We start from the raw sequence: 609 nt of genomic DNA on the forward strand, positions 1-609 counted from the left end.
ACCACTCATGTTTCAAACATATATAAAATCCCGATCGTTTCGACGTGCGGCAGCACGATTACCGCAATCAGAGTTAGCTGAGTTTATTCAGTATTTTCTAGATCGCGGATATGCTCACAAGACTATAAACAACTATTTGTGCGCCGTGATCCACTTTGCTGATTGGATGACGAAGCGAGACATAAGTTGTCGCGATGCAACGGCTCAAGATAAAAATGAATTTATTCGGCAACGTATGATTGTTCCTAGTTCTTCTGGTTTATTCATGCATAACAGGAACACTTATGCTGCCGCACTTTCTCATTGGCTACGGTATCTAGATAATGATGTTGAGATATTATCAACGAATAATAAAGTTGTGGAGGAATTTGACCGTTATCTACATGAAGTCGCCGGTCTTGCTAATTCGACTCGTATATATCGTTGCCGTAATGCCCGTGAGTTTTTAAACTGGCTTGCTTCGTCAGGCTCAACGCAGATAAATGCAATACAGTTAACGGACTTGTCTGCGTTCGTGCAGCTTCGCGCAACGCAAGTCTCGCTAGTAACTACTGCCGGAATCGCCTCTTCATTAAACTCATTTATCCGCTTTTTATCAGCGCGTGGATA

Annotated in this window: 1 protein-coding gene; it reads left to right on the top strand. The window is 42.5% G+C overall.

Annotation, left to right across the window (positions count from 1 at the left end; translation table 11 throughout):
* Positions 1-7: 7 nt before the first annotated feature.
* Positions 8-609, top strand: a 602-nt coding sequence (locus ACWXWT_RS20615) for a site-specific integrase (protein WP_456043421.1), incomplete at its 3' end; no start/stop codon positions are given.

This window comes from Shewanella sp. A22 (assembly GCF_053850585.1).